Below are 21962 nucleotides of genomic sequence, written 5' to 3' on the forward strand. Positions count from 1 at the left end.
TCCGCCTCCGCCGGCGTCTCCGCACCCACACCCTCACACTCCCGCCCGACAACCCGTACACCGAACCCACCGCACCCGCACAGCTACCCAGCGTCGCCAAGTCGCCCCTGGCCAGCGTAGATACAACCGGCCACTCTCGGTGACGTGAACGCAGAAATCTCCACCCCCACAACCCCCACCACGGAGCTGACCCAGCGCCTCAGCTCCACCCCACGCGGCGCGCGGCTGGCCCGCAGGCTCACCGCGCAGCAACTCGACGCATGGGGATACCCGCACGACACCGACGCGAACGACACCGCACAGCACCTCGTGGCCGAGCTCGCGGCCAACGCCGTCACCCACGGCCGGGTGCCAGGGCGTGACTTCGAGCTCCGCCTGCTGCTCCTCCCGGAGGACACGCTGCGCATCGAGGTGAGCGACGCGCGAAGTGACCGGCGACTGCGGTTCGTGACGGAACCGGACGGAGAGGGAGGCCGAGGCCTGCTGCTCCTCTCGCTGCTGGCCTCGACCTGGGGCGTCGCCGAACGCGAAGTGGGCAAGACGGTCTGGGCCGAACTCGCCCTGAAAGAGACCGCTACAGAGACCGCTAAAGAGCCTCTGCCACCGTGTCCGCGAAGGCCCGCGCCGACGGACTGAGCGCGTCCCAGCGACGCACGGCCCAGCCGACGGACAGGGGGCGGAGGGCGGGCAGCGGAATCAGGCGGAGTTGTCCGGTGTCGCCGGAGCCGGAACCGGACAGCCCCGGCAACGCCGGCACCACCGCCCGTCCCAGTCCCAACTCCGCCAGCAGCAGAGCCGTATCCCAGTCGGCGACGCTCGTGTCGAAGCCGAAGGTCACGCCCAACTCGGCGCAGGCGGCGTCGAGATGGGCCGCGGATGTCGAGTTCGGCGGCAGGCGGATCAGCCGTAGGTCACTCAGGTCGGCTACATCGACGTACGACCGCCCGGCGAGCGCGTCATCCGCACGTACCGCCAGCACCCATGGCAACTCCGCCACCGGCCGCTGCTCGATACCCCGCACCGGCGGACCAAGTGTGATCCACGCCAGGTCCAGGTCGCTGTCGGTCAGCGCGTCGAAGCAGCCGCGGCTGGAGTTCTCCGTTCTGAACTCCAGGCTGACCTTGGGGTGTTGACGGCGGAACGTGACGACCGCGTCCGCCATGAAGTGCCGTACGGTCGTTGCCCCCGTCGCCACCCGCACGGATCCGCTCTCCCCGTCCACCAGATCCCGTAGGCGCCGGAGCGCGACGTCCAGCCCGCCGATGCCTTCTGCCGCGGCCGCCTCCAGTACCCGGCCCGCCCGCGTCGGGACGACACCCCGGGGCTGTCGCTCCAACAGGCTGACGCCCGTTTCCCGTTCCAGCCGCTTCACGTGCTGGCTCACCGCCGACTGCGTACACGCGAGATCCCGCGCCACCGCACTGAGGCTCCCGGCCCGGCACACGGCCACGAAAACCCGCAGGTCATCCAGAGTCATGGCCTCTAAGCTAACACTTGAGGGTCATCACAAAATCCAAGGATTGACTCACCTCAAGCCCTCCGCGACGATCTCCTCAGGGCCCGGGCGGCAACCCGCTCCACGCACCTCCCGCACGGATCCGGACCATCGGCGGGGGAGGGAGCGGGTGCCGACCCAAACGCAGGAGAACTGAAGAGAAGGGCGCCGGAGTGATCAACACCACCGCTCAAGCCGACGCGTTTCTATGCCAGTTGGGCGCGGCCACCCTCCAACACCCCGGCGGCACCCTCCTCGTCCACCTCCGCCGGGTACGCGCACAACTCGCTGCCTGGGACGCCCGTCCCGCCCTTCAGCTCGCCGGGCTCTGCCACGCCTGCTACGGGACCGATGGCTTCCCCGCCGCTCTCCTCGGGCTCGATCGTCGTACCGAGCTCGCGACCGTGATCGGTGCCGAGGCCGAGGCGATCGTTTACCTGTACGCGAGTTGCGACCGCAAGGCCACCCACCCGTCCCTCGCCGTGCCCGGCTCCGCCTTCCACAACCGCTTCACCGGCCGGACCCATGTACCGGACCTGCGTCAACGCCAGGACTTCGCCGAGCTGACCGCCGCCAACGAGCTCGACCTCGCCCGCACCGACCCCGCCTTCCGCGAACGCTGGGGCCCCGACCTCCTCGCCCTGTTCACCGGCTTCCGCCCGCTACTGAGCCCTCCGGCCTGGCAGGACTGCCTCACCGTGCTGACCGGGCGAGGACCCCGGCACGGCTCTTGACTTCACAAGACCCCCGCGCGACATTCCCCACCCCTTACCCCTTGTTCGCCGTCGGGCTGGAGCGGTCATGACCTCAGGCACGGAGAACTCAGGCACGGACGAGTCTGCTAGACGTACGGACCCCGTCAGACGTACGGAACTCCCCTCCCGGAGACGGGTGTTGGCGGGTGCGGCCAGCGCTGTCGCCGGTGCCGGGCTGGCCGTCGCGGCTGGAGTGCAGCACGGTGCCCACGCCGCCGACCTCCCCCTCCTCGGCACCTACGACGTCGTCGTCATCGGCTCCGGTGCCGCCGGGATGACCGCCGCGCTGACCGCCGCCAAGCAGGGGCTCAGCTGTGTTGTCGTAGAGAAGGCGCCTACGTTCGGGGGTTCCGCCGCCCGTTCCGGGGCTGGGATCTGGATTCCCAACAACCCCGTCATCCTGGCCGCCGGTGTTCCGGACACGCCCGCCAAGGCCGCCGCCTATCTCGCCGCCGTCGTTGGCTCCGATGTGCCCGTCGCTCGCCAACAGGCCTTCCTCGCTCACGGGCCCGCCATGATCTCCTTCGTCATGGCGAACAGTCCTCTTCGCTTCCGTTGGATGGAGGGGTACAGCGACTACTACCCGGAGTTGGCGGGAGGGCTTCCCAACGGCCGTTCCATCGAGCCCGATCAGCTCGACGGGAACATCCTCGGTGCCGAACTCGCCCACCTCAATCCGCCGTATCTGGAAGTTCCCGACGGCATGGTCGTCTTCAGCGCCGACTACAAGTGGCTCGCCCTGACTGCCGTGAGCGCGAAGGGAGTTGCCGTCGCCATCGAGTGTCTGGCGCGCGGCACCAGAGCTGCCCTCCTTGGACAGACGCCCCTCACCATGGGGCAGTCGTTGGCCGCCGGACTGCGCGCGGGGCTGCTGAGCGCCCAGGTTCCGGTCTGGCTCAACACCCCTCTGACGGAGTTGTATTCGGAGAGCGGGGCCGTGGTCGGGGCTGTCGTCACCCGCGACGGCAGCCCCGGGCTCGTCCGCGCCCGGCGTGGCGTCATCGTCGGGTCCGGCGGCTTCGAGCACAACGCCGCCATGCGCAACCAGTACCAGCAGCAGCCGATCACCACCGAATGGACCGTCGGCGCCAAGGAGAACACGGGCGACGGCATCAGGGCGGGGGCGCAGGCCGGCGGTGCCCTCGCCCTGATGGAGGACGCCTGGTGGGGTCCCGCCATCCCGCTCCCCGGCGAGCCCTACTTCTGCCTCGCCGAACGCACCCTCCCCGGCGGCCTGTTGGTCAACGCCGCCGGCAGCCGCTTCGTCAACGAGGCCGCCCCCTACAGCGACGTCGTCCACACCATGTACGAGCGCAACGCCACCGACCCCGACATCCCGGCCTGGCTGATCGTCGACCAGAACTATCGCAACCGGTACCTCTTCAAGGACGTGGCCGCGACCTTCGTCCTCCCCGACGACTGGTACAGCTCCGGTGCCGCCTACAAGGCCTGGACCCTCGACGCCCTCGCCACCGCGATCGGCGTCCCGGCGGCCGCCCTCCGCTCCACCGTCGACCGTTTCAACTCCCTTGCCCGCAGCGGCACCGACACCGACTTCCACCGCGGTGACAGTGCCTACGACCACTACTACACGGACCCCGCCGTCCTTCCGAACTCCTGCCTCGCCCCCCTCTGGCTTCCTCCGTACTACGCCTTCCGCATCGTTCCCGGCGACCTCGGCACCAAGGGTGGGTTGCGGACCGATGCCCGGGCGCGGGTGCTGCGGGCCGATGGTTCGGTGATCCCGGGGCTGTACGCCGCGGGGAACGCCAGTGCCGCCGTCATGGGGCACAGTTACGCGGGCGCGGGCTCGACGATCGGGCCGGCGATGACGTTCGGTTATGTCGCGGCGCGGGACCTTGCTGGAGTGCTCTGAGCGTTCCGCCGTCGATCGGGTGCGGCGCCGTCGTGGCTGGTCGCGCAGTTCCCCGCGCCCCTTGCGGGGCGCTGCCGCCGCGGCTGGTTAGAGCTTGCGGGCGATCAAGGACGCCTGCGGGCTTGTCTCGTTGGGGGCGGGTTCGCGTTCCGTTCGCGAGACGAGCGCGAACCCGGCCGTCTCCAGCAGACCGGTGATCTGCTCCGGGCGTCGGCGCTCGAAGTCCAGCGACACCGGGTGGCCCCAGGGACGGTCGTGGTGCTTGGGCTCGTCGCCGACCTGGAAGCCGAGGAGCAGGTGCCCGCCCGGTGCGAGCACCCGTCCGAACTCCGCGAAGAGGGAAGGGAGTTTGTCCACAGGGGTGTGGATGGTCGAGTACCAGGACACGACACCCGCGAGCCCGCCGTCCGGCAGGTCCAGCTCCAGCATCGAACCCTGCTCGAACCGCAGTTCCGGATGCTCGCGCCGGGCGACCGCGAGCATCGACTCCGACAGGTCGAGCCCGAACACGGACAGGCCGAGGGAGGCGAGGTACGCGGTCACCCGCCCGGGCCCGCACCCGAGGTCGGCCACTGCCCCGCCCTCCCCGACGAGTTCGGCGTACGCGTTCATCACCGCTCGGTCCAGGGGCGTCGCCGCCAAAATGCCCTGGAACCGTTCGGCGTAGTCCTCGGCGATGGCGTCGTAGAAGGTCCGGGTGGTCGTCACAAATGAAGGGGTGTCGGTCATGGCCAGGGACCCTAACCGCCCCCACTGACAACCGACCCGAGCAGCCGTCTCACGCCACCCCCGCCGCCCGCAGCCCCGCCGTCGCCCCCGCCGCCCCCAGCACCACTACCGCGAACGGCGCCCGCCGCCACGCCAGTACGCCTCCCACCAGCACCCCACCCGGTCGCGCCCACCCCGCGAACCCGCCGCCCTCGGTCAACGCCCCCGTCGCCAGCAGCGCGACCAGCAGCACCACCGCACCGGCGGACAGCAACTCCTGGAGGCTGGGCGGGAGTTCCACCCAGCCGTGCAGCATCGGGCCAGCCAGTCGGAAGGCGTACGTCCCCACCGCCAGCGCCAGGATCATGGCGACCGTCGCGCTCACGTCGCCGGCTTCTTCCGTCGGCCGTAGAGACCTAGCCCCGCCAGTGCCAGCAGTACCGGCACTCCGGCCGGTACGGCAGGCGTCGCCGCCAGTGCCAGTGCGGCGCCGGGTAGCGCGGATCGTCGTACGGCCGCGTTCTCGCGCAGGACGGGCAGCACCAGAGCCATGAGTACGGCGGGGAAGGCGGCGTCCAGGCCGTACCGGGCGGTGTCGCCCAATGTGCCCCCGGCGAGCGCTCCGACCAGGACACCCGCGTTCCACACGGCGAACAGGCCGAGCCCCGAGACCCAGAACGCCACCCGGCGTCGTAGCGGATCCGTTTGTGTGAGCGTGAAGGCCACCGTCTCATCGGTCACGAGGTGGGCGCCTAGGAAGCGGGTCAGGCGGCCTCGGTCGAGGACATCGGCGACGGCGAGGCTGAAGGCGGCTGTGCGGGTGTTGAGGAGGAGGCCGGTGGCTGCGGCGGCGAGTGGGCCGCCGCCTGCCAGCAGGACGCCCACCGCGCTGAATTGGGCCGAGCCCGCGTACACGATCAGTGACATGAGTACCGGGACCCAGGCCGGCAGGCCGCCGGCCACCGCGATCGCGCCGAACGAGACACCTACGATGCCGCCGGCCGCGCAGACCAGTGCCACGTCCCGGAGTAGTTCCCGGTCCACTCCTCCAGCTTTTTCTGTTCGCTGTGCCGAACGCATGTTTTCTATAGTGGACAATAGTTGTTCTGTTCGTCAAGGCGAACGATCGTACCGATGGAGCGAACGTCATCATGGCCGATACGCCGACCCCGTCCCGCCTGCCCCTCGACTGGATCGCCGCGTGTCTGCGTCGTGAACGCACCCGTGCCGGGCTCTCCCTCTCCGAGCTCGCCAAGCGGGCCGGGATCGCGAAGTCCACGCTCTCCCAGTTGGAGGCGGCCAGTGGGAATCCGAGTATGGAGACGATCTGGGCGTTGGCCGTGGCGCTCGGGGTGCCGTTCAGTGCGCTGGTGGAACCGCCGGCGCCTGCGGTGCAGGTGATTCGGGCGGGGGAGGGGCCCACCGTTCACTCCGACCAGTCCAGCTATACCGCCACGCTGCTCTCCGCCAGCCCGCCGGGGGCGCGGCGCGACATCTATTACGTGTGGCTGGAGCCCGGGACCGTGCGGGATTCGGAACCGCATATTCCGGGGACCGTGGAGCATCTGGTCGTGAGCTCGGGGCGCGTCAAGGCTGGGCCGGCGGGGGAGGGCGTCGAGCTCGGGCCCGGGGATTACATGTCGTATCGCGGGGATGTGCCGCACGCGTACGAGGCGCTCGTGCCCGGGACCATGTTCGTGCTCGTCATGCAGCATGCGTGAACGGGTCGGGAGTAAAAGGCAGGAGCCCCTTTGCCTTGCGGCTAGGGGCTCCTTGGGTACTGCTCTCAGTTCCGGATCAAAGCATCGGACTCAAGTGAGCCGAAGACTTAGAGCGGCGTGACGTTCTCCGCCTGCGGGCCCTTCGGGCCCTGGGTCACGTCGAAGGAAACCGACTGGTTCTCCTCGAGCGAACGGAAGCCGTTCGCGTTGATCGCGGAGTAGTGGACGAAGACGTCGGGGCCGCCGCCCTCCTGGGCGATGAAGCCAAAGCCCTTTTCGGCGTTGAACCACTTCACGGTTCCGGTAGCCATAAGCCCTCCTTGGGCCCAAAGGGTTGCCCTGCTCCAGAACCTGCAAGTGTGAAAACAAAGTCCCAACAACTGCATACGTCTGAAAACGACTAGAGCCTGCGGTTACATGCTCCGCAGGCTCTGTACTGCAAGGGAAACCAAACTGCAACTTGCGGCGAGCCTAGCATGCGGGCAGGGGAAAGCAATAGGGGCCAAGATCACGTCACTCGGACGTTTGAGGACCCGCGTCAGAGGTTGACGGGCCGGCGGGGACCAGAGGGGCCACCCGGAGCCTGCACCGTACCTCATGGGGTCTAGTGTCGCGATGTGGACAATTCTCGCACCCGGCCGCGCGTCGGCCACATCCAGTTCCTGAACTGCCTGCCCCTGTACTGGGGGCTCGCGAGAACGGGCACGCTCCTCGACTTCGAGCTCACGAAGGACACCCCGGAGAAGCTCAGCGAGAAGCTGGTGCAGGGAGACCTCGACATAGGGCCCATCACCCTCGTCGAGTTCCTCAAGAACGCGGACGACCTGGTCGCCTTCCCCGACATCGCGGTGGGGTGCGACGGCCCGGTGATGTCCTGCGTGATCGTCTCGCAGGTCCCCCTGGACCAGCTGGACGGGCGCCGGGTCGCCCTCGGCTCGACCTCGCGCACCTCCGTCCGGCTCGCCCAGCTGCTGCTCGCCGACCGTTACGGCGTCCAGCCCGACTACTACACATGCCCGCCGGACCTCAGCCTGATGATGCAGGAGGCGGAGGCGGCGGTGCTCATCGGAGACGCCGCGCTGCGCGCCAACCTGCTGGACGGCCCGCGCTTCGGCCTCACCGTGCACGACCTCGGCGCGCTCTGGAAGGAGTGGACCGGCCTGCCCTTCGTTTTCGCGGTGTGGGCGGCCCGGCGCGACTACCTGGAGCGCGAGCCGGTCATCACCCGCAAGGTCCACGAGGCCTTCCTCGCCTCCCGCAACCTCTCCTTGGAGGAGGTGAGCAAGGTCGCCGAACAGGCGGCCCGCTGGGAGGCCTTCGACGAGGAGGTCCTGGAGCGGTACTTCACCACGCTCGACTTCCGTTTCGGGGCCGCGCAGTTGGCGGCGGTCGCGGAGTTCGCGCGGAGGGTGGGGTCGACGACGGGTTTCGCCAGGGACGTGAAGGTGGAACTGCTCCAGCCCTAACCTGCATCTGAACCTTATGGGGGAGGCCAGCATGCAGTCGCTCGGAGTCGACGAGCCCACCACCATCGGGCCCTACCGGCTGCTCGGCCGGCTCGGCTCCGGCGGCATGGGCCGCGTCTACCTGGGCCGCAACGCCGGCGGCCGCACGGTCGCGGTCAAGATCGTGCACCCGCACTTCGCCCTCGACGAGGAGTTCCGCGCCCGCTTCCGCCGCGAGGTCGAGGCCGCGCGGCGGGTGGGCGGCGCCTGGACCGCGCCGGTGCTGGACGCGGACCCGGAGGCGGCGGTCCCGTGGGTCGCCACCGCGTACGCCGCCGGCCCCTCGCTCACGGCAGCGGTCACCAGCGGCATGGGTCCGCTGCCCGCCCATTCCGTACGGGTGTTGGGTGCGGGTCTGGGTGAGGCGCTGGAGGCGGTGCACGAACTGGGGCTCGTCCACCGGGACGTGAAGCCGTCCAACGTGCTTCTCACCCTCGACGGGCCCTTGTTGATCGACTTCGGCATCGCGCGCGCCACGGACGGTACCGCGTCCCTGACCTCCACCGGCGTCTCGATCGGCTCGCCCGGTTACATGTCCCCTGAGCAGATCCTCGGCAAGTCGGTCACGGGAGCGGCCGACGTCTTCTCGCTGGGGGCCGTGCTGGCGTACGCGGCGACCGGCGCACCGCCGTTCCGCGGGGACTCCTCGGCGGCCCTGCTCTACAAGGTCGTGCACGAACAGCCCGAACTCGACTCCCTGGGCGGCGAGTTGCGGGAGCTGGTCGAGGAGTGCCTCGCCAAGGATCCGGGTGGGCGGCCGGCGCCCGGTGAGGTGGCCCGGCGGTTGGCTCCGGAGGGCGCGGCCCGGCTGGTCGCGGGCGGGTGGCTGCCGGGGGCGCTGGTCGAGCAGGTCAGCCGAAGTGCCGTACAGCTACTGAATCTTGAGGCGACGGGGGAGATGCCGCCGCCGTCCGGGCCCGTGGGGTTCAGCAGTCCTTCGGTGGGGGAGGTGGGGGAGTTCGGGCCGCCGCCCGTCATGGCTCCCGTGCCGTCGCCGTCTCCGCGCATGGCTCCTACGCCGCCTTCCGTTTCCCCTTCTGTTTCCGTGCCCGAGCCGCGTGATGCCGTGCCCGTGCCTACGTCGGCGCCCGGCAAGGTTTCCGTCTCCGTGGCGGCCACCACGGTGCCGGGGGACGGTGGGCGGGGGCGGAAGTTGAGCTGCACGGTGGCCCTTGCGGTCGCGGGGGCGTTGGCGGCGGTGACGGTCGGGTCGGTGTTCGTGTTCGACCTGTTGCCGGGCGGCGGGGGTGACGACACTTCGAGTGACTCCGGCCCTTCCTATGCCTACTCCCAACCGCCCAGCAGCCAGCAGTCCGGTAGCCAGTCGGGCAACGTGCCCGCCGCCTACCTCGGCACCTGGGAAGGACAGGCCCTCGGGCTCGACGGTGCCCTGCCCATGGGGACGTTCCGGCTCACTGTCCAACAGGCGGTCGTGGGGGAGGAGTTGGGCAGGATGCGGCAGACGGATCAGATCGGCGCCGTCTGTCTCGACGTACTGACTCTGAAGAAGGTGACCGAGAAGCAGCTCGTCGCGACGTCCGTGGGTGCCGAGTCGAACCACAGCGGGTGCAGTCAGGCTGCCGCGACCGTTCTCATCACGCGGGTCGGCGACGACCTCAACTACGAGTCGGACAGCGAGGCTTCGGGGCGTCCCACGGCTCGGCTGTCGAAGATCAAGTAGCGCCGCCCATGGCGAGTGGCGAACCTGTTGGTTTCGGAGGACTTCCGTTGAGTAATGGGCGCCGATGACTGCGTACTGCTAAGAAGCGGTTACACGAATGAATCTGTCGGCGTCGAGAAAGCGGTTGTCGAGTGAGGAAAGCGCGGCTGACGTCCTTGACCAGCAACTGGCGGGTGGCCCGGCGGCTGCGCGCCATTCTGCTCATTCCCGTCATGGTCACGCTGGTGTTCGGCGGCTTCCGGGTGAAGGCTGCCGCGGACACCTGGCGGGACGCGGACGACGCGGTCCGGGTGGCCGAACTGGTGCAGGCCGCCAACAAGTTCGCCAGCGACGCGATCAACGAACGGGATCTGTCGGTCGTTCCTCTGCTTCAGGGAGACACCTCCTCCAGCGTCATCGCCAAGGCCCGCGAGATCACAGACCAGGACATGGCGGCCTTCGACAAGGCGGTGGAGCGCATGCCGCAGAGCGCGCGCCTGCTCAGGAGGGTCGCGGTGGTCCAGAGCGGCGAGAAGCAGCTGGCCGGCCTGCGCGCCGACGCGTTCACCGACAAGCTTCCCGGTGTGCAGACCGAGGAGAAGTACCACCTGGTCCAGCACCCGTTGATGGAGATCGCGAACGAACTCGGCTACGGCAGCAGCAACCAGGCCAGCTTCGGCCGGGCGCTGTACGCCATCTCCCTCACCCAGGCCTGTGAGTCCCTGACCCGGGCCATCGGAACGCACGTCCTGACCGAGGACCGCAGCACCCTCGCGGCCGGTGAACTCCAGACCCAGCTCGCCTCCTTCGCCTCGTACGCCTATCTCCTCCAGGTCGCGCTCCAGGAGTTCGCCGGTGCCGCCACCGCCGAGGACACGGCCCAACTGCAGAAGGCGCTGGCCGCGGCGCAGACCGAGGGAGAACGGCAGATCGCCGAGGCCGCCGCACAGGCCGAGGCGGCCGGGGAGACCTTCGTGGCTCCGCCGACCATGACGACGATGATCAGTGAGATCGCCTCGGGGAAGTCGGCCACGGAACTCGCCGCCGAGGGCATCACGACCGAGTCGTTCTTCGCCGCGTCCACCCTCGGCTTCAACGCGTATCGCGACGTCGAGGTCTACCTCACCGACACCGCGCTCGCCAATGCCAGGGACATCGCCGACGACGCGCGCCGTGACGCCATCGTCATCGCCGCTGTCGTCCTGGTCGCCGTCCTCGCCGCGCTCATCGTCGCCGCCGCCGTGGCCCGTTCGATGAGCACCCGGATGCGGGTGCTGCGCACCTCGGCGTTCCAGATCTCGGGGCAGCGGCTGCCGGCGCTGCTCGCCCAGCTCTCCCGTTCCGATCCCGGCCGGGTCGACACGCGTATCGAACCGATTCCGGTCAACACCAGGGACGAGATCGGCGAGGTCGCCCGCGCCTTCGACCAGGTTCACCGCGAGGCGGTCCGGCTGGCCGCCGAGCAGGCTCTGCTGCGGGGCAACATCAACACGATCTTCACCAACCTGTCGCGCCGCAACCAGGCCCTGATCGAGGGCCAGTTGACCCTGATCACCGACCTGGAGAACAACGAGGCCGACCCGGACCAACTGCAGAACCTCTTCCGCCTCGACCACCTCGCGACCCGTATGCGCCGCAACGGCGAGAACCTCCTGGTCCTCGCCGGTGTGGAGGCCCACCAGCCGTGGGTGCGGCCGCTTCCGCTGGTCGACGTGCTGCGAGCCGCGTCCTCCGAGGTCGAGCAGTACGAGCGCATCGAGCTGGACGGCATCCCCGAGGCCGAGATCCACGGCCGTGCCGTCAGCGACCTCGCGCACATGCTGGCCGAACTCCTGGAGAACGCCACCGCGTTCTCCTCGCCGCAGACCAAGGTCCGTGTCACCGCGGCCTGTCTGCCCGACGGCCGGATCATGATCGAGATCCACGACAAGGGCATCGGTCTGACCACCGACGACTTCGCCGCCATCAACCACAAGCTGGCCAACCCGCCCACCGTGGACGCCAACATCTCCCGGAACATGGGCCTGTTCGTGGTCGGCCAGCTCGCCGACCGGCACGGCATCCGCGTCCAGTTGCGTCCGTCGCGCGAGCAGACGGGCACCACGTCGCTGGCCATGCTGCCCCACACGATCATCCAGGGAGCGACGGAGATGCCGACCTTCGACGACCCCATCGAATCCGTCGGCACTCTGGACGAGGCCCAGCAGCACTTCGCCGCACTCGCCGCGGCCACCACGGAGTCGTACACGGAGAACGCCCTTGGCCGTCACGAGTCCTGGGACGAGCCGCCGAGGGATCCGAGGGGCCGGTCCTTCCCACGCTAGCCTGCACGCCCTTGAGCGCTCGCCGGGGCGACGACCAACTCGGTGTCCGGGTCGTGGGCGATCCGCGGAGGGCCGGCGACGATCATGGTGGCTCGGGTCCACGGCTGTTCTCGTGACATGAACGGCAGTTCCTCCAGCAGCCAGTTCGCCACGTGCGCCAGTTGCTCGGGGGAGCCACCGTCGCGGGCGGCCAGCAGGCGCTCCTGCTCGTCGAGGTCACTCTGCATCCACACCGAGGCGTCCAACCACGGGGCGAGCTCCTCGCGGATGACGCCCGTGCCCTCGACCCAGATGAAGCCGGCACCGGCGGGGACGGTGATCGATCCGGGCCGGCCGTGGCTGATCCAGGCATCGGGGCGGAAATCGACGGCCTCACCCCGCCGCAGGGGCTGCAGGATGTGCTCGACGAGCATGGCGCCCCAGTCGAAGCAGGCGTGGTTCCAGGCGATGTCGTCGGTGTGCACGATGGCGGAGCCGGGCACCGCCTTGCGCAGCCGCTCGGCCAGGCTCGTCTTGCCGGCGCCGCCCCGACCGTCGATCGCGATCACCCGCGGACGTCCGGTGACGCCGGGTGACGCATCGCGTAGCTGCCGGACGGCTTGGAGCAGGGGCACCACCCGCCAGCCGACGGCTTCGGTCTCACCTGGATGCAGACGCATCGATCCACTTTACGGAAGAGCGTTCGAAAGGCGTCGAGTTGGGAAGTACGTCTGGTGCGACCTGGCCTAGTCTGGCGGCATGGGTGTCGACCTCTTCGCGGGCATTCCGGTCAACGACTACGCGGCCGCGCTGGCCTGGTACGAGCGGCTGTTCGGCTCGTCGCCGGCGTTCTTTCCGAACGACACGGAGGCCGTGTGGGAGATCGCGGAGCATCGGTATGTGTACATCGAGCACCGGCCGGGGCGGGCGGGGAACGCCCTGCACACCCTCTTCGTCGACGATCTCGATGACCGTGTCGCCGCGATCGCCGACCGCGGCCTGAAGCCCACGCAGCGCGAGACCTACTCCAACGGCGTCCGGAAGATCACGTACCACGATCCGGACGGGAACGAGATCGGGTTCGGCGGTGGTCCGCTCTGACCGGCCTCCTCGTGATCGCCGCCGCGCTGTGGGGTGCGGCGACAGCGACGCTCCTTCCCCGCGCGGCCTACCGGTTCTCCGTACCCTCCGGTGAGGACTGGCGGGACCAGTGCCCCGGCGGGCATCCGATCCGGGGGTGGATCGGGCCCGGTCGGTGCGGGGACTGCACAGCCGTAGGGGACGTAGAAGTCGTAGAGGAGAAGTCGTACGGGCCCAGCGCCCCCGTCCTCGCCACCGTCACCGCCCTCCTCTGCGCCGCTCTCGCCGCCGCCACCGACACCCGGCCCGAGCTGGCCGTCTGGCTGTTGCTCGCGCCCGTCGGTGTGCTGCTCGCCGTCGTCGACCTGCGGGTGCAGCGGTTGCCCGATGCGCTGACCCTGCCGCTCGCGGCCGCCGCGCTCGTGCTGCTCGGGCTGGTCGCGCTGGTGCCCGAGCACGCCGGGAACTGGACGACCGCGCTGCTCGGCGCGCTCGCGCTCGGCGGCGGCTACTTCGTGCTGTTCCTCATCAACCCCGGCGGCATGGGCTTCGGCGATGTGAAGCTGGCGCTCGGGGCGGGCGCCGTTCTGGGTTGGTACGGCTGGGCGACCCTGCTGCTCGGCACCTTCGCCGGGTTCCTGTCCGGGGCCCTGTACGGCGGTGCCCTCGTCGTCGCGCGGCGGGCGGAGCGCAAGGCGACGATCCCGTTCGGGCCGTTCCTGATCGCGGGGGCCTTTCTGGGGCTGCTGATCGGGGCGTATGCCGCCTGACGTCGGGCTTGTCACAGGGCTGGCGTAGGCTGGCTGCGTCCGCCCACCCGTCTCCCACCACCACCCTTATTTCGAGCGCTACGCGCACTCCTTTTGATTCCTTGACGAAAGGGACGCTCCCGGTGACCGAGAAGGCCGACCTTCAGTCCGTCCTCGACCGTGCCGCCGACGGTGGACGTATCACCCCGGAGGAGGCGCTCGACCTCTACCGTGACGCCCCGCTGCACGCGCTGGGCGCCGCCGCCGACGCCGTGCGACGCCGGAAGTACGCCGGGATCGAGCACATCGCGACGTACATCATCGAGCGCAACATCAACTACACGAACGTGTGCGTCACGGCGTGCAGGTTCTGCGCCTTCTACGCGGCGCCCAAGGACACGGACAAGGGCTGGACCCGCGACCTGGACGACATCCTGCGCCGGTGCGCGGAGACCGTCGAGCTCGGCGGTACGCAGATCATGTTCCAGGGCGGCCACCACCCGGACTACGGCGTCGAGTACTACGAGAAGCACTTCTCCGCCATCAAGTCCGCCTTCCCACAGCTCGTCATCCACTCGCTGGGCGCGTCCGAGGTCGAGCACATGGCCCGGATCAGCAAGGTGTCGGTGGAAGAGGCCATCACGCGGATCCACGCCGCCGGCCTCGACTCCTTCGCCGGCGCCGGCGCCGAGCTGCTCCCCGCGCGGCCGCGCAAGGCCATCGCGCCGCTCAAGGAGTCCGGCGAGCGCTGGCTGGAGATCATGGAGACCGCGCACAACCTCGGCGTCGAGTCCACGTCGACCATGCTCATGGGCACCGGCGAGACCAACGCCGAGCGCATCGAGCACCTGCGGATGATCCGTGACGTACAGGACCGCACCGGTGGCTTCCGGGCCTTCATCCCGTACACCTACCAGCCCGAGAACAACCACCTGAAGGGCCGCACGCAGGCCACGCTCTTCGAGTACCTGCGGATGATCGCGATCGCCCGGCTGTTCATGGACAACATCCAGCACATCCAGGGCTCCTGGCTGACCACCGGCAAGGAGGTCGGCCAACTGTCCATGCACTACGGCGCGGACGACCTCGGCTCGATCATGCTGGAGGAGAACGTCGTCTCCAGCGCGGGCGCCAAGCACCGCTCCAACCGCATGGAGATCATCGACCTCATCCGCAAGGCGGGGCGGGTCCCGGCCCAGCGGACCACGACGTACGAGCACATCGTCGTCCACGACGACCCGGCGAACGACCCCGTCGACGAGCGGGTCATGTCCCACATCTCGTCCACGGCGATCGCGGGCGGCACGGCTCACCCGGAGCTGAAGCTCCTCGCGTCCAACTGACGTCCCTGTGCGGACGATTCACGCCGCCGACGAGCTGCGGTACGGGTGGGACGACGGCTCGGAGCCGGTGCGGGGCGGCGCCGTCGCCGTGGAGTCCAACCGGGTCGTCGGCATGGGGACGCTGGCCGAGGTCCAGGAACAGTTTCCGGACGCCAGGGTGCGGCGCTGGCCCGGCGTCCTGGGCCCCGCCTTCCTCCATCAGGGCCCGCTCCCGGACGCGCCGACACCGCGGGAGCGCATGCACGCGGTGCTGAAACTGGGGGCGACGGCCGTCTTCGAGGAGCACGTCGACACCCCCGAACTGCGGGCCGCGGCCGCCCGGAACGACATCATCGTGGTGCCGCCGACCATGCCCGTCCGCCGCCGGTACGGCTTCATCCACGCCGGCCGCGCCGACCTCGCCGTCCTCGACGAGACCGGGGAGTGCATCGCGACGGTGTTGGCGGGCCGGCTGGTGTACCGCAGGCGTTAGCCGGCCGGCGGATCAGGCCTAGTTCTCGGAGAACGCCTCCGCGAACGCCCCCGAACTCTGCTCCACCCCACTGCAGTTGGTCAGCGCGTCGTCCTCGTCGGAGTTGCCCTCCTCGCACTGCTGGTCGCGGAAGGTCGACCACATCGACACCCAGGCGATCTCCTTCTCCTCCGCGAACGTCCGCACCTGAGCGGCGTCGGAGAGCGTGAACGTCTCGCCGTCGACGTCGTTGGTGCCGATCATCGAGGTGAGGGCCATGCCCTGCCACGCCACGGCGTCGGACGTCCCGAAGACGTCCATCAGCTGCGTGTGCGCGGCCTTCGCCGCGGTGATCGCGTAGTCGCCCATGTCGTCGTCGTAGGACTCGCCGTAGTTCATGGTCATGAGGTTGATCGTGGAGACCTGTACGGCGTTGTCGTTGGCGGACTCCAGCAGCGCGAGGCTGTCGTCGTCGAGCCCCGACGGCATCACCGGCAGCGTGAAGGAGACGGCCAGGTCACTCCGTTCCTCCTGGAGCAACGCGATCGCCTCCGAGCGCAGGTCGACCGAGTCGGAGTCGGTCAGGGTGTCGCCCTCGATGTCGAAGTCGGCCTGGGAGGAGTCGGCGGCGTCGAGCGCCTCGCCGTACGCCGCCGCGAGCTCGGACGCGCTGTCACACGTCTCCGCCAGCTCCTTGCCGGACGCCCCGCCGAAGGAGACGCGCACGGTCGCGCCCGACTCCTTGAGCGCGGAGATACGGGACTTCACGGTCGTATCGTCGATGGTGTGCGTGCCGTTCCACTCCGGTGTGCAGTCGCTGCTGTCGGAGATCACGAACGCCAGGTTGTACGTCGTGGGAGAGCCCGACGAGTCCATGTCCGCGGCCTCGGTCGCGCTCACGTAGGGGGCGTACGACGTGCTCGACGACGTGGACTCGGTGGACGACTCGGACGGGGCGGCCTCCGTCTGCGAGGGAGTCGAGGACGACTGGTCCGAGGAGTCGTCCGAGCCCGAGGAGCACCCCGCGGTGGCCAGGGCAAACAGGCAGGTGAGCCCGGCGGCCGGCCTCAGGAAACGCCTCATTGCGTATGCACCCGCTCTCGTGATTTCTGTCTCAGGATGGAAACAAAGTGTGTTTCTCACGTGGAAATGTCTCACACGATCCTGAGCTTCATGAGGACAGTGCCGGCACAGGGTATGCATGGTTTTGGGCGCATGAACCGGGCGATTCGGGCGGGCTAATGGTGCATTCAACTCCTTTCTCTCGCGCCTGGATTGCGCATGCGTTCATGGAATCTCTCAGGAAAGAGACAGGTTAAGGTGTTTCTCATGGGCGTCTCACATGGATTTCCGGGATTCAGACACATAAAGACTGCCTAATGTCTGGGGAATGCATTCCGAGCCTGCCATCGAAAACCGAGCCGCCGAGGGCGGTCGCCGCCGTAAGAGCGGCAACGGGTCCGAAGACGGTCCCGTGTTCGTTGACAACTCCGGACGCCGGGCGAAGCTGTTGCGCCGGTTCGGCATCCTTCTGGGTGTCGGCTGCCTCGGGTACGCGGTCGTACTCGGCATGGCCTTCATGGGCTGGGGCACCTCGCTGACGCCGTCCTCACTGCTGCCCTTCGGCGGCAACCAGGCCGCCCCCGGCGGCACCACGGGACCCGGCGGCAACCTTCAGCCGCAGGGCGGTTTCGTCCCCACGGGCGCCCCGAGTGGCGCCCCGACCGGCACCCCGCCCAGCTCTGTCCCGACCGCGACCGCCACCGCGGCCGCCAACTGACCGGAGCGCAGCCACACTTATGACCACGACGACGTCCTCACGCGGCCGCAGGCGAGCGCCCTCGAAGGTGCAGCGGGCCGCAGGCAAGGCCGCGGCGCTGCAGAAGCCGCGCGTCATCCTCGCCATGCTGCTCCTGCTCGGGCTGACCAGCGTGATGCTGCTCGACGGCTATCTGCGCGCAGAGGTCGGCGGCGATGAGCGGGTGCGCGACGGAGCCAGCGCCAGCAAGGTTCCCGACAAGATCATCGACGGCGGTCCGATCGTCACCTTCCGGGGCGGACAGGCCACCACCCTGTCCGTGCCGAAGAAGACCATCGCCCTCACCTTCGACGACGGCCCGAACCCCACGTACACGCCCAAGGTCCTCGACATCCTGGAGAAGTACGACGTCCCGGCGACGTTCTTCGTGGTCGGCTCGATGGTCTCGCGCTACCCGAGCATCGTGAAGGACCTGGTCGAGCAGGGCAACGAGATCGGCATCCACACCTTCACGCACGTCGACCTCTCCTACCAGAGCGACGCCCGCGTCAACCGTGAGATGCAGCAGACCCAGCTCGCGCTGGCGGGTGCGGCCGGCATCACGACCACGCTGTTCCGTGCCCCGTACTCCTCGGAGACGGACGCCATCGACAACTACAGCTGGCCCGTCTACAAGAAGCTCGGCAAGGAGGGCTACACCAGCGTCTTCGTCGACACCGACAGCGACGACTGGAAGCAGCCGGGCGTCTCGAAGATCGTCAAGTGGGCCACCCCGTCCAAGAACAAGGGCGCGTCGGTCCTCTTCCACGACGCGGGCGGTGTGCGCGATCAGACGATCAAGGCGCTGCCGAAGTACATCGAGAAGATGAAGGCGAAGGGCTACACCTTCACCACCATCAGCGGTGTCATCGAGGAGCAGCAGGCGGGCAATCAGTCGGCGGGCAACCAGCAGGCGGGCAACCAGCAGGCGGGCAACCAGCAGGCGGGTGCCGGCGCCAGTGCCGGTGCCAGCACGGCGCCGGGCGCGGACGGCCAGCAGCCCGGCGGCCAGCCGAACGGTCAGGGCGCGGGCGGCCAGGGCACCAACGGTCAAGGCGCCAACGGCCAGGGCGCGGGCGGCACTTCGACCCTCCAGGCCGCCCACCGCACCGCCACCGGCGCCACCCTCTACGAGGGCAAGGCACTCCTGGCCGCCGTCACGGTCGCCGAGTGGGCCGTACCGGCGCTCTCGGTCGGGTTGCTGGTCGTCGGTGTGGCCGTCATGGGGCGGTTCGGGATGATGCTGATCCTCGCGCGCGCCCACTACAGAAAACGCAACAAACGCAGGTTCAGTTGGGGGCCGACGGTCACCCAGCCGGTGAGCGTGATCGTCCCGGCGTACAACGAGAAGGAGTGCATCGCCAACACCCTCAAGTCGCTGGCGAAGAGCACCCATCCGATCGAGATCATCGTCGTCGACGACGGTTCGACCGACGGCACGTCCGAGATCGCCCGCAACGCCGCCGACGAGCTCGGCATGACGAACGTCCGCGTCATCCGCCAGGAGAACGCGGGCAAGCCCGCCGCCCTCAACAACGGTGTGCGCAGCGCCCGTTACGACATCGTCGTGATGATGGACGGCGACACCGTCTTCGAGCCGGAGGCCGTGCACCAGCTGGTGCAGCCGTTCGCCGATCCGGAGGTCGGCGCGGTCGCGGGCAACGCCAAGGTCGGCAACCGCAACACGATCATCGGCGCCTGGCAGCACATCGAGTACGTGATGGGCTTCAACCTCGACCGCCGTATGTACGACCTGCTGCGCTGCATGCCCACCATCCCGGGCGCCATCGGCGCGTTCCGCCGCAACGCGGTCCTGGAGGTCGGCGGCATGAGCGAGGACACCCTTGCCGAGGACACCGACATCACCATCGCGATGCACCGCGGTGGCTGGCGGGTCGTCTACCAGGAGCACGCCATCGCCTGGACGGAGGCGCCCGGTTCGCTCAAGCAGCTGTGGTCCCAGCGCTACCGCTGGTCCTACGGCACCATGCAGGCGCTGTGGAAGCACCGCAAGTCCCTTACGGACAAGGGTCCTTCGGGCCGCTTCGGCCGGATCGGCATGCCGCTGGTCGTGATCTTCCAGATCATCACGCCGGTCTTCGCCCCGCTCATCGACGTGTTCACCATCTACTCGATGATCTTCGTCGACTTCCAGGCCGCCCTGCTCGCGTGGTTCGCGGTGCTGGGGATCCAGCTCTTCTGCGCGGCGTACGCCTTCCGTCTGGACCGCGAGAAATACCGGTACCTGCTGATGATGCCTCTGCAGCAACTGGCCTACCGCCAGATGATGTACCTCGTCCTCATCCACTCCTGCATCACCGCCCTCACCGGCGGCCGCCTGCGCTGGCAGAAGCTCAAGCGCACCGGCGAGGTCGGCACTCCTGCGGGGGCCAGCTGATGAGCTGGGGCGCGGAGCAGCAACAGGGATATCCGCAGCAGGGGTACCCGCAACAACAGGGGTATCCCCAGCAGGGCTATCCGCAACAGGGCTATCCGCAACAGAGCTATCCGCAACAGGGGTACCCGCAGCAAGGGCACGACGGCTATGGATACGGCTACCCACAACAGCAGCAACAGCAGCCGTATCCGCAGCAGTACGTCGACTACGGGCAGGGGCAAGGGCAGGGCCAGGCGGCTGAATCGACCGCCACCCTGCCCGTGATGGAAGAGCCGAGGCCGGAATCGGAGCCCGTGGTGGCGCCGGAGGCCGAGGCTGCTGTCGGGGCGGAGGAGGAGAAGCCTCCGCCACCGGCGCAACCTGCGGGTCGCGACCGCTACTTCGACACCCTGCGTGCCGTCGCCCTCGTCCGCGTCGTCACCTATCACACCTTCGGGTGGGCCTGGTGCGGCATGGTCTTCCCGTCCATGGGCATCATGTTCGCGCTGGCCGGCACGCTGATGGCGAAGTCCCTGGAACGCCCCGCGTTCAAGGTGGTCAAGAGCCGGATGCGCCGGCTCCTGCCGCCGTTCTGGTTCTGGGGCTTCTTCGTGGTGACCGCGATGCTGATCCACGACTGGATGCCGGGCTGGCAGATCGTCTTCTGGGTCGTGCCGCTGGGCGACCCGCCGGGCAACCAGTGGGGCGTCCAGGCCTGGGAGATCCTCTGGTACCTGCGCACGTACCTCTGGTTCGTCCTGCTCTCCCCGGCCCTGCTGTGGATCTTCCGCAAGGCGCCGATCCCGGTGCTGGTGCTGACCCTCGCGCCGATCGTGATCCTGAAGTACGTGTGGTCGGGACCGGACAACCGGCTCGGCAACGAGATGTGGGACCTGTCGACGTACCTCTTCTGCTGGGTGCTCGGCTTCGCCCACCGCGACGGTGTGCTGCAGAAGATGAAGCCGTTCCTGGTGGTCGTCCTGTCGCTCGCCGCGATCGCCTTCGGCGGCTGGTACGCCTTCACGCACCAGGCCGAGGCGGGCACCTACGACCTGGACGAGAACCCGCTCGCCCAGACGTACTGGTCGGCCGGCTACGTGATGCTGCTGATGTGGGCCAAGTCCTACTTCAACATCGACTTTGCCGGCCTGACCCGATTCCGCCGCGTCGACCGGCTCGTCACGGTCTTCAACGCCCGCGCGGTCACGATCTACCTCTGGCACGAGATCGCCCTGATCCTCGCCGTCCCGCTGATCGACCAGTTCTGGAACGTACCGGCCTTCGAGAAGTGGCTGCCACTGGAGAGCCAGTGGTTCATGTTCGGCATCGGCTGGATCCTGATCGCGGTCTTCGTCCTGCTGTGCGGCTGGGTGGAGGACGTGGCCGCCAAGAAGAAGCCGAGGCTTCTTCCCTAGACGTGTGCTGCAAGAATGGGCCCGTGACCCGCGCTTCCCTGAACAAGCAGCCGCACGAAGTCGCCTCGATGTTCGACGACGTGGCGGAACGGTACGACCTGACGAACGACGTGCTGTCGCTCGGCCAGGACCGGCGCTGGCGCAAGGAGGTCGCTCGGGCGGTCGACGCCCGGCCCGCGCAGAAGATCCTGGACCTCGCGGCCGGTACGGCGACCTCGTCGCTGCCCTTCGCCCGCACGGGCGCGTACGTCGTCCCGTGCGACTTCTCCATCGGCATGCTCCAGGTGGGCAAGAAGCGCAACGCCTGGCTGCCGTTCACGGCCGGCGACGCGACGAAGCTGCCCTTCAAGGACGACACCTTCGACGCGGTGACGATCTCCTTCGGCCTGCGCAACGTCCAGGACACGGACACCGCCCTGCGCGAGATGTACCGGGTGACCAGGCCCGGTGGCCGCGTCGTGATCTGCGAGTTCTCGCACCCGACCTGGGCGCCCTTCCGTACGGTCTACACCGAGTACCTGATGCGCGCCCTGCCCCCGGTCGCCCGCGCGGTCTCCTCGAACCCCGACGCGTACGTCTACCTCGCCGAGTCCATCCGCGCATGGCCCGACCAGCCCGCGCTGGCCGAGCGGCTGTGCAAGGCCGGCTGGTCGAAGGTGGCCTGGCGGAACCTGTCCGGCGGAATCGTGGCCCTGCACCGGGGCTTCAAGCAGGCCTGAGGCATCT

General features: G+C 68.9%; 22 protein-coding genes. 15 read left to right on the forward strand and 7 right to left on the reverse strand.

What is annotated here, in order from left to right:
- Positions 1 to 144: 144 nt before the first annotated feature.
- On the forward strand, positions 145 to 636 hold the full coding sequence (locus tag AC5DRG_RS31210; protein ID WP_491802808.1) for an ATP-binding protein: 492 nt from the start codon (positions 145 to 147) through the stop codon (positions 634 to 636).
- On the opposite strand, the gene AC5DRG_RS31215 is transcribed toward AC5DRG_RS31210, so the two are convergent.
- Positions 587 to 1477, reverse strand: coding sequence for a LysR family transcriptional regulator (locus tag AC5DRG_RS31215; RefSeq protein WP_491802809.1), 891 nt, complete (start codon positions 1475 to 1477; stop codon positions 587 to 589). The genes AC5DRG_RS31210 and AC5DRG_RS31215 overlap by 50 nt on opposite strands.
- Positions 1478 to 1710: 233 nt before the next feature.
- Here AC5DRG_RS31215 and AC5DRG_RS31220 point away from each other — a divergent pair, with 233 nt between their 5' ends.
- Both AC5DRG_RS31220 and kstD read left to right on the forward strand, forming a co-directional pair.
- Positions 1711 to 2229, forward strand: a complete 519-nt coding sequence (locus AC5DRG_RS31220; RefSeq protein WP_491802810.1) for a DUF6817 domain-containing protein — start codon at positions 1711 to 1713, stop codon at positions 2227 to 2229.
- 67 nt (positions 2230 to 2296) lie between these two features.
- Entirely contained in the window at positions 2297 to 4126 is a 1830-nt protein-coding gene (gene kstD / locus AC5DRG_RS31225) for a 3-oxosteroid 1-dehydrogenase (protein ID WP_491802811.1), read from the forward strand.
- Positions 4127 to 4213: 87 nt separating this feature from the next.
- Here kstD and AC5DRG_RS31230 read toward each other — a convergent pair whose 3' ends face one another.
- The 3 genes from AC5DRG_RS31230 to AC5DRG_RS31240 are packed head-to-tail and all read right to left on the reverse strand — an operon-like array spanning position 4214 to position 5914.
- Positions 4214 to 4855 carry a class I SAM-dependent methyltransferase gene (locus AC5DRG_RS31230; protein WP_491802812.1) on the reverse strand — a complete coding sequence of 214 codons (642 nt, stop codon included), beginning with the start codon at positions 4853 to 4855 and terminating at the stop codon, positions 4214 to 4216.
- Positions 4856 to 4904: 49 nt separating this feature from the next.
- Positions 4905 to 5219 (reverse strand): AzlD domain-containing protein, encoded by a 315-nt coding sequence (locus tag AC5DRG_RS31235; protein WP_491802813.1) that lies wholly within the window; start codon positions 5217 to 5219, stop codon positions 4905 to 4907.
- On the reverse strand, positions 5216 to 5914 hold the full coding sequence (locus AC5DRG_RS31240; RefSeq protein ID WP_491802814.1) for an AzlC family ABC transporter permease: 699 nt from the start codon (positions 5912 to 5914) through the stop codon (positions 5216 to 5218). Before AC5DRG_RS31240 ends, AC5DRG_RS31235 begins: the two co-directional genes overlap by 4 nt.
- Positions 5915 to 5985: 71 nt before the next feature.
- On the opposite strand from AC5DRG_RS31240, the gene AC5DRG_RS31245 reads away from it, so the two are divergent.
- A complete protein-coding gene (locus tag AC5DRG_RS31245) occupies positions 5986 to 6555 on the forward strand; it encodes a helix-turn-helix domain-containing protein (RefSeq protein ID WP_491802815.1) in 570 nt (189 codons plus the stop codon).
- Between the two features lie 107 nt (positions 6556 to 6662).
- Here AC5DRG_RS31245 and AC5DRG_RS31250 read toward each other — a convergent pair whose 3' ends face one another.
- Positions 6663 to 6866: a cold-shock protein gene (locus tag AC5DRG_RS31250; RefSeq protein WP_037627265.1), complete on the reverse strand. Its 204-nt coding sequence runs from the start codon at positions 6864 to 6866 to the stop codon at positions 6663 to 6665.
- Positions 6867 to 7172: 306 nt separating this feature from the next.
- Here AC5DRG_RS31250 and AC5DRG_RS31255 point away from each other — a divergent pair, with 306 nt between their 5' ends.
- The 3 genes from AC5DRG_RS31255 to AC5DRG_RS31265 all read left to right on the forward strand — a co-directional run bounded on the left by AC5DRG_RS31255 (position 7173) and on the right by AC5DRG_RS31265 (position 12044).
- Positions 7173 to 8021 (forward strand): menaquinone biosynthetic enzyme MqnA/MqnD family protein, encoded by an 849-nt coding sequence (locus AC5DRG_RS31255; RefSeq protein WP_491802817.1) that lies wholly within the window; start codon positions 7173 to 7175, stop codon positions 8019 to 8021.
- Positions 8022 to 8052: 31 nt separating this feature from the next.
- Positions 8053 to 9741: a serine/threonine-protein kinase gene (locus AC5DRG_RS31260; protein ID WP_491802818.1), complete on the forward strand. Its 1689-nt coding sequence runs from the start codon at positions 8053 to 8055 to the stop codon at positions 9739 to 9741.
- A 212-nt stretch (positions 9742 to 9953) separates the two neighbouring features.
- Positions 9954 to 12044 carry a sensor histidine kinase gene (locus AC5DRG_RS31265; protein WP_491813212.1) on the forward strand — a complete coding sequence of 697 codons (2091 nt, stop codon included), beginning with the start codon at positions 9954 to 9956 and terminating at the stop codon, positions 12042 to 12044.
- Here AC5DRG_RS31265 and AC5DRG_RS31270 read toward each other — a convergent pair.
- Positions 12041 to 12703 (reverse strand): uridine kinase family protein, encoded by a 663-nt coding sequence (locus AC5DRG_RS31270; protein ID WP_491802819.1) that lies wholly within the window; start codon positions 12701 to 12703, stop codon positions 12041 to 12043. The genes AC5DRG_RS31265 and AC5DRG_RS31270 overlap by 4 nt on opposite strands.
- 79 nt (positions 12704 to 12782) lie before the next feature.
- Here AC5DRG_RS31270 and AC5DRG_RS31275 point away from each other — a divergent pair, with 79 nt between their 5' ends.
- From AC5DRG_RS31275 to AC5DRG_RS31290, 4 genes are all read left to right on the forward strand, one after another.
- Entirely contained in the window at positions 12783 to 13124 is a 342-nt protein-coding gene (locus tag AC5DRG_RS31275; protein WP_491802820.1) for a VOC family protein, read from the forward strand.
- Positions 13121 to 13873 carry a prepilin peptidase gene (locus AC5DRG_RS31280; protein ID WP_491813213.1) on the forward strand — a complete coding sequence of 251 codons (753 nt, stop codon included), beginning with the start codon at positions 13121 to 13123 and terminating at the stop codon, positions 13871 to 13873. Before AC5DRG_RS31275 ends, AC5DRG_RS31280 begins: the two co-directional genes overlap by 4 nt.
- A gap of 122 nt (positions 13874 to 13995) precedes the next feature.
- Positions 13996 to 15195 (forward strand): cyclic dehypoxanthinyl futalosine synthase, encoded by a 1200-nt coding sequence (mqnC, locus tag AC5DRG_RS31285; RefSeq protein ID WP_491802821.1) that lies wholly within the window; start codon positions 13996 to 13998, stop codon positions 15193 to 15195.
- A 7-nt stretch (positions 15196 to 15202) separates the two neighbouring features.
- Positions 15203 to 15667, forward strand: coding sequence for a hypothetical protein (locus AC5DRG_RS31290; RefSeq protein ID WP_491802823.1), 465 nt, complete (start codon positions 15203 to 15205; stop codon positions 15665 to 15667).
- 18 nt (positions 15668 to 15685) lie between these two features.
- Here AC5DRG_RS31290 and AC5DRG_RS31295 read toward each other — a convergent pair whose 3' ends face one another.
- Positions 15686 to 16729: a chitinase gene (locus AC5DRG_RS31295; RefSeq protein ID WP_491802824.1), complete on the reverse strand. Its 1044-nt coding sequence runs from the start codon at positions 16727 to 16729 to the stop codon at positions 15686 to 15688.
- Between the two features lie 307 nt (positions 16730 to 17036).
- On the opposite strand from AC5DRG_RS31295, the gene AC5DRG_RS31300 reads away from it, so the two are divergent.
- Genes AC5DRG_RS31300 through AC5DRG_RS31315 form a run of 4 tightly spaced genes read left to right on the forward strand, consistent with a single transcriptional unit; the run spans position 17037 to position 21955 of the window.
- Entirely contained in the window at positions 17037 to 17426 is a 390-nt protein-coding gene (locus tag AC5DRG_RS31300; protein ID WP_491802825.1) for a hypothetical protein, read from the forward strand.
- 19 nt (positions 17427 to 17445) lie between these two features.
- Complete coding sequence (locus tag AC5DRG_RS31305) at positions 17446 to 19842, forward strand: bifunctional polysaccharide deacetylase/glycosyltransferase family 2 protein (protein ID WP_491802826.1); 2397 nt, start codon at positions 17446 to 17448, stop codon at positions 19840 to 19842.
- Positions 19842 to 21236, forward strand: coding sequence for an acyltransferase family protein (locus AC5DRG_RS31310; protein WP_491802827.1), 1395 nt, complete (start codon positions 19842 to 19844; stop codon positions 21234 to 21236). The genes AC5DRG_RS31305 and AC5DRG_RS31310 overlap by 1 nt, the downstream gene beginning before the upstream one ends.
- Before the next feature lie 23 nt (positions 21237 to 21259).
- Positions 21260 to 21955, forward strand: a complete 696-nt coding sequence (locus AC5DRG_RS31315; RefSeq protein ID WP_491802828.1) for a demethylmenaquinone methyltransferase — start codon at positions 21260 to 21262, stop codon at positions 21953 to 21955.
- Positions 21956 to 21962: the final 7 nt, after the last annotated feature.

Source organism: Streptomyces sp. JLBG701 (assembly GCF_058544905.1).

Excerpts from the sequence above, each read along its gene's own strand:
- AC5DRG_RS31270 (WP_491802819.1), bottom strand. The coding sequence starts at position 12,703 with ATGCGTCTGCATCCAGGTGAGACCGAAGCCGTCGGCTGGCGGGTGGTG.
- AC5DRG_RS31305 (WP_491802826.1), top strand. The coding sequence starts at position 17,446 with ATGACCACGACGACGTCCTCACGCGGCCGCAGGCGAGCGCCCTCGAAG.
- AC5DRG_RS31300 (WP_491802825.1), top strand. The coding sequence starts at position 17,037 with ATGCATTCCGAGCCTGCCATCGAAAACCGAGCCGCCGAGGGCGGTCGC.
- AC5DRG_RS31245 (WP_491802815.1), top strand. The coding sequence starts at position 5,986 with ATGGCCGATACGCCGACCCCGTCCCGCCTGCCCCTCGACTGGATCGCC.
- kstD (WP_491802811.1), top strand. The coding sequence starts at position 2,297 with ATGACCTCAGGCACGGAGAACTCAGGCACGGACGAGTCTGCTAGACGT.
- AC5DRG_RS31260 (WP_491802818.1), top strand. The coding sequence starts at position 8,053 with ATGCAGTCGCTCGGAGTCGACGAGCCCACCACCATCGGGCCCTACCGG.
- AC5DRG_RS31265 (WP_491813212.1), top strand. The coding sequence starts at position 9,954 with ATGGTCACGCTGGTGTTCGGCGGCTTCCGGGTGAAGGCTGCCGCGGAC.
- AC5DRG_RS31240 (WP_491802814.1), bottom strand. The coding sequence starts at position 5,914 with ATGCGTTCGGCACAGCGAACAGAAAAAGCTGGAGGAGTGGACCGGGAA.
- AC5DRG_RS31275 (WP_491802820.1), top strand. The coding sequence starts at position 12,783 with ATGGGTGTCGACCTCTTCGCGGGCATTCCGGTCAACGACTACGCGGCC.
- AC5DRG_RS31215 (WP_491802809.1), bottom strand. The coding sequence starts at position 1,477 with ATGACTCTGGATGACCTGCGGGTTTTCGTGGCCGTGTGCCGGGCCGGG.
- AC5DRG_RS31310 (WP_491802827.1), top strand. The coding sequence starts at position 19,842 with ATGAGCTGGGGCGCGGAGCAGCAACAGGGATATCCGCAGCAGGGGTAC.
- AC5DRG_RS31295 (WP_491802824.1), bottom strand. The coding sequence starts at position 16,729 with ATGAGGCGTTTCCTGAGGCCGGCCGCCGGGCTCACCTGCCTGTTTGCC.
- AC5DRG_RS31230 (WP_491802812.1), bottom strand. The coding sequence starts at position 4,855 with ATGACCGACACCCCTTCATTTGTGACGACCACCCGGACCTTCTACGAC.
- AC5DRG_RS31250 (WP_037627265.1), bottom strand. The coding sequence starts at position 6,866 with ATGGCTACCGGAACCGTGAAGTGGTTCAACGCCGAAAAGGGCTTTGGC.